The sequence below is a fragment of the Psychroflexus sp. MES1-P1E genome (assembly GCF_002836055.1).
Lineage (GTDB): Bacteria > Bacteroidota > Bacteroidia > Flavobacteriales > Flavobacteriaceae > Psychroflexus.
The window spans coordinates 1-4,565 of record NZ_PJBS01000180.1 but is presented as its reverse complement, the minus strand read 5'-3'; the positions used below and the strand labels follow the sequence as shown (position 1 = coordinate 4,565).

Sequence of the window (4,565 nt, the reverse complement as noted above, 5' to 3'; positions counted from 1 at the left end):
ATAATTTAAGAAAACTCACGAATCGAATAAAATAATAGGAATTATATTGACAATTTTACTTCTGGTTTCTTGTAAGAATTCGGAAAAAACAGAAATGGAAAATAATTCTGAATCTAAAAATGAACTCACTCAAACGGAATTAATAAAAACTGAATCCAATCAGAACGAATTAATTATTCAAGAAATACTTGATTTACCAAATCTTTAATGGATTTATCATCCAGAATCTAAAGAAAGATTACCTGTAAAAATGTTGGAATCGGACTTGATTAAGAAAACTTTCAATCTTTATAAATTCGGACAAAAGGTTAGAATACTTTCAACGTTGGAATTAAAAAAAGAAGGAATCAATGACTATGTCGTAATTGACAAATTAGAAGTTAAAAAAGATACGACTGATTTTGAAATATCATATAAAATTGAAGGAGCAGGTTCTGGTGGAAAATTTGTCAAAGAAAACGGAGAATGGAAAGTACTCGACTATTCTGTTTGGGAAAATTAAAAACTATGCACAACAATGGCTATAATTAATACGGGTTCGGTGCTTAACCCAAAGTTTAGAGCTTGTAACCAAGTCCGCCAAATCTTTTGATTTGGTTTTAAAAATGAAAAGATAAAACAAAATAAAAAGTTTTGGCTAAGTGCTTAATCGAAAGTTCACTACTTTTAATTTCCGTACTAACCATAGCCTAAACGTTGGCAACAAGCTGAAAAAAAATCCTGAATGAATCAAAATCTGGAACAAATATTTGAATTAGAAACTGCCGAAAAATACAACGAGGCGTATTCTGAATATCAAAAACTGATTTCCGAAAATAATGCGGATTTTGAAACGTGGAAATATTATTTTTTCTTTTTGTGGTCTATGCTTGAAGATGTTAATGGACAATTTAAGAAAGATGTTGATTTACGAACTGAATTGGAATCTGAATTAAAAAATGGACTGAATAAATACTCGGAATTGGCTGAATTTAATTTTATTGCTGGATATACGATTTCAATTTTTCCTTACGAATTTGGAGATTACGAGGAATTGGAAATTAAAGGAAAAGAAATGCTGAAAAAAGCGTTTGAATTGGAGCAATCTAATCCGATATACAAAATGGTTTATTTAGGTTCAAAAAATCTGAATGACAGAGAACAGAGTTTATATAAAAAAGCTTGTGATGAATCGAAAATTATTTTAAAAACAAAATATAGTGGAAAAGGATTATTGAACGAATATTATAATCAAGTATTTAATCGTGAATAAAAAAAGCCTGATTGCCAACACCGTGTAAAAAAAATTGCTGGTAAAAGCCTACTTACGAAAATCCTCGCGGATTTTCTTGGTTTGTGTTTTATTTACTAACTTCATTGCTTAAAACACGCAACAAACCATATACAACAACGTTGTGCGTCATACCCAAGCAACACTCAAAAAATTGAAAACTGAAAATGAAAATGAAAATGAAAATGAAAATTAAAACTGTAAGAGTAGAAAACTTTAGAGCTTATAAAAAAGAAACTACATTTGAACTGAACGATTTGAATGTAATTGTTGGGAAAAATGATATTGGAAAATCCACTATTTTAGAAGCATTGGATATTTTCTTTAACGAAAACAAAGGGACAATAAAAATTGACAAAGATGATGTCAATAAAAAATGTAAAGCAGAAGGAAATACAGAAACAAAAATTAGTGTTGTATTTGAGGAATTACCTGAAGCATTAACAATTGATGCGACAAATCCAACAACTCTTGAAAGTGAGTATTTATTGAAATCAGATAATACACTTGAAATAGTAAAAAAATATCCAAACGCTGGAAAAGAAAAAGTTTTTATAAAAGCTAATCACCCAACGAACGCATTTTGCAGTGACCTTTTGTTAAAGAAAAATCCAGAATTAAAAAAACTACTTACAGAAGGAATTGAATGTGAGGACAAAACTAAAAATGCAACAATTAGAAAAGCATTATGGAATCACTTTTCAACAGATTTACAACTAAATGAAATTGAAATAGAGATAGCGAAATTAGATGCTAAAAACACTTGGGAACAGTTAAAGAAGCATATGCCACTTTATTCATTATTTCAATCTGATAGAAAAAATAGCGATGGAGATAGCGAAGTACAAAATCCAATGAAATTAGCTGTTGAGGAAATACTAAAAAATGCAGAATTAAGGGAAAGTCTTAACAAAGTAGCACAAGAAGTTGAAAAGAAATTAATTGAGGTTTCAAATAAAACTCTTGAAAAGTTAAATGAAATGAATCCTGAAATAGCAGAAAGTTTAACACCTATAATTCCAAGTCCAGAAAGTTTGAAATGGGCAGATGTTTTCAAAAGTGTTTCAATAACTGGAGATGAAGACATTCCTATAAACAAAAGAGGAAGTGGAGTTAAAAGACTAATTTTATTAAATTTTTTCAGAGCAGAAGCGGAAAGAAGACAAAGAGAAACTAATGTTCCAAGTATAATTTATGCTATAGAAGAACCCGAAACTTCTCAACACCCAAATCATCAAAGAAAACTAATTCAAGCTTTTATCGAATTATCAAAAGCTGAAAAAACTCAAGTAATCTTAACAACTCATAGTCCAGCAATTGTAAAAATGTTAGATTTTGAACATTTAAAATTAATCAAAGATGGAGAGGAGAAAGAAGTGATTAATATCGAGAGAAGTAATTTACCATATCCATCTTTAAACGAAGTGAATTATTTAGCTTTTGGAGAATCTAATGACGAATATCACAACGAACTTTATGGTTTTATAGAAAGTGAAGAAATGTTAGCCACTTACAAGCAGGAAAAAACAACTATGCTTTATAAACGACAATTAAGAAGTGGAATAAGAGAAGAACAGAAAATATTGAGCGAATATATTAGACATCAAATTCATCATCCCGAAAACACAGAAAATAATCGTTTCACAAATGAACAATTACAAGAATCAATAGAAGAAATGAGAGTATTTATAACTAATAATTTCGAATAAAAACTGAATGAAAAAAGTACGAACGCACAACACCGTATATAATTTATTGCTGGCTTCTTGCATACTTACGAAAGTCCTCGCGGACTTTCTTGGTCGGTAATTATTTACTAAATTAGGTGCTTGAAATACGCAACAAACCATATACCACAACGTTGTGTGTCATTTGAGAAAACTATGAATAAGGAAGAACAATTCTTTGATGAATTAAAAAAAAGAGCGGATAATCTTCACTCAAATGCTGAACGAGACAATGAATCAAGTCGTCACGATTTACTAATATACCCAACTATTACAAGTGAGTTCGGATTAGGATGGAACCCAATAAATTTAATTTCTCAATCAACAATAAATGTTCCAAAAGAGATTGAAAACAGTTTGATTTTTAGAGGAGCTGTTCCAAAAATCAGAAAACCTGATATCCTAATTTTTCCGAACGAAATCATAAAAAATGTAGCAGTAATAGAAGAAAAGAAAAAACAAGAAAGTATTGAATCTCTTGCCAATCACAAACTTCAACTAAACGAATATCAAGCTTTATATGAATGTACTTGGGGAGTTTTAACTGACGGAGAAAAATGGATTATTAAACGAAATTTTGAAACATTTCACGAGTTTTCGACAATCAATGAATTGCAAAAAGGAATTAAAGATTTTAGAAACTGCATTGGTAGTAAAGAAATTATAGATAGATATAATCAATATAACACTTTTGATTATATAATAATTTCACCTTATCTCAATAATTTTAGTTCTGAATTTGCAGAATTTGATAATATACCTGTAATTGTATGTGGAGTAGATAATGGAAAATTTACCGTCAATGGTTCTGGTTACAAAGACTTCAAAAATCTAAAAAGCGCATTATTAGAATTTCCTGATTTACATCCAAAACTAAACACTAAAAGATTTACTTGGGCAATGAAAGAAATAAAAGAAGAGAAAATAAAAAAAATAAGATTTGAAACGTGGAAAGCTTATGAAGCTTACTCATCATAAAAATTAAATAAATGGCAATATTTGGAGCTGGTTCAAACTGGGACGGAAAAGAAATTAAAGATGACTTTTTTAAAGATGAAAATTATGTAATTGGTTGGGACATTAATGATGCAGAAGATTTATACAGTCAAATTTCATCAGTAAAAGTTGGAGATATTATTTATTTAAAAGCTAATAGACCTGGTTCTTTGGATTTGAGAATAAAAGGAATTGGTATAGTAAAACAATCCCTCATAAATCAACTTTTTGAAAAAAAGGAGAACCTTTCTAAAAACAGAAGAAATTTTGAACTTCCAGTTAAATGGATTGTAAAAAACGAATTCCATATTAGTATACCGAAAGATATTGGAAAATTAACAAATGTTAGAGCTGCAACCTTTTATGAAGAGTTTCTACCATTTGTTCAAACAGAAATATTAAAAGAGGTTTTCAAAGAACTGAAATAAAAAACGCCACACAACACCGTATAAAATTAATTGCTGGTTTTAGCTTATTTACGAAAGTCCTCGCGAACTTTATATTTGTGTTTTATTTGCTAAATTCAGTGCTTAAAACACGCAACTAATCTTATACATTAACCGTTGTACTTA

The 4,565-nt window shown here is 29.4% G+C and carries 6 protein-coding genes; all 6 read left to right on the top strand.

Going from position 1 to position 4,565, the window contains the following annotated elements:
- Positions 1-46: 46 nt before the first annotated feature.
- Positions 47-208, top strand: coding sequence for a hypothetical protein (locus CXF67_RS18150; RefSeq protein WP_180957925.1), 162 nt, complete (start codon positions 47-49; stop codon positions 206-208).
- A 57-nt stretch (positions 209-265) separates the two neighbouring features.
- Positions 266-502 carry a hypothetical protein gene (locus tag CXF67_RS08195; protein WP_145990407.1) on the top strand — a complete coding sequence of 79 codons (237 nt, stop codon included), beginning with the start codon at positions 266-268 and terminating at the stop codon, positions 500-502.
- 222 nt (positions 503-724) lie between these two features.
- A complete protein-coding gene (locus CXF67_RS08190; RefSeq protein ID WP_102088315.1) occupies positions 725-1,252 on the top strand; it encodes a hypothetical protein in 528 nt (175 codons plus the stop codon).
- A gap of 203 nt (positions 1,253-1,455) precedes the next feature.
- Positions 1,456-2,979: an ATP-binding protein gene (locus CXF67_RS08185; protein ID WP_102088317.1), complete on the top strand. Its 1,524-nt coding sequence runs from the start codon at positions 1,456-1,458 to the stop codon at positions 2,977-2,979.
- Between the two features lie 174 nt (positions 2,980-3,153).
- Positions 3,154-3,975, top strand: a complete 822-nt coding sequence (locus CXF67_RS08180; protein ID WP_102088314.1) for a hypothetical protein — start codon at positions 3,154-3,156, stop codon at positions 3,973-3,975.
- 11 nt (positions 3,976-3,986) lie between these two features.
- On the top strand, positions 3,987-4,421 hold the full coding sequence (locus tag CXF67_RS08175; RefSeq protein ID WP_102088313.1) for a hypothetical protein: 435 nt from the start codon (positions 3,987-3,989) through the stop codon (positions 4,419-4,421).
- Positions 4,422-4,565 lie beyond the last annotated feature (144 nt).

Excerpts from the sequence above, each read along its gene's own strand:
- CXF67_RS08175 (WP_102088313.1), top strand. The coding sequence starts at position 3,987 with ATGGCAATATTTGGAGCTGGTTCAAACTGGGACGGAAAAGAAATTAAA.
- CXF67_RS08180 (WP_102088314.1), top strand. The coding sequence starts at position 3,154 with ATGAATAAGGAAGAACAATTCTTTGATGAATTAAAAAAAAGAGCGGAT.
- CXF67_RS08185 (WP_102088317.1), top strand. The coding sequence starts at position 1,456 with ATGAAAATTAAAACTGTAAGAGTAGAAAACTTTAGAGCTTATAAAAAA.
- CXF67_RS08190 (WP_102088315.1), top strand. The coding sequence starts at position 725 with ATGAATCAAAATCTGGAACAAATATTTGAATTAGAAACTGCCGAAAAA.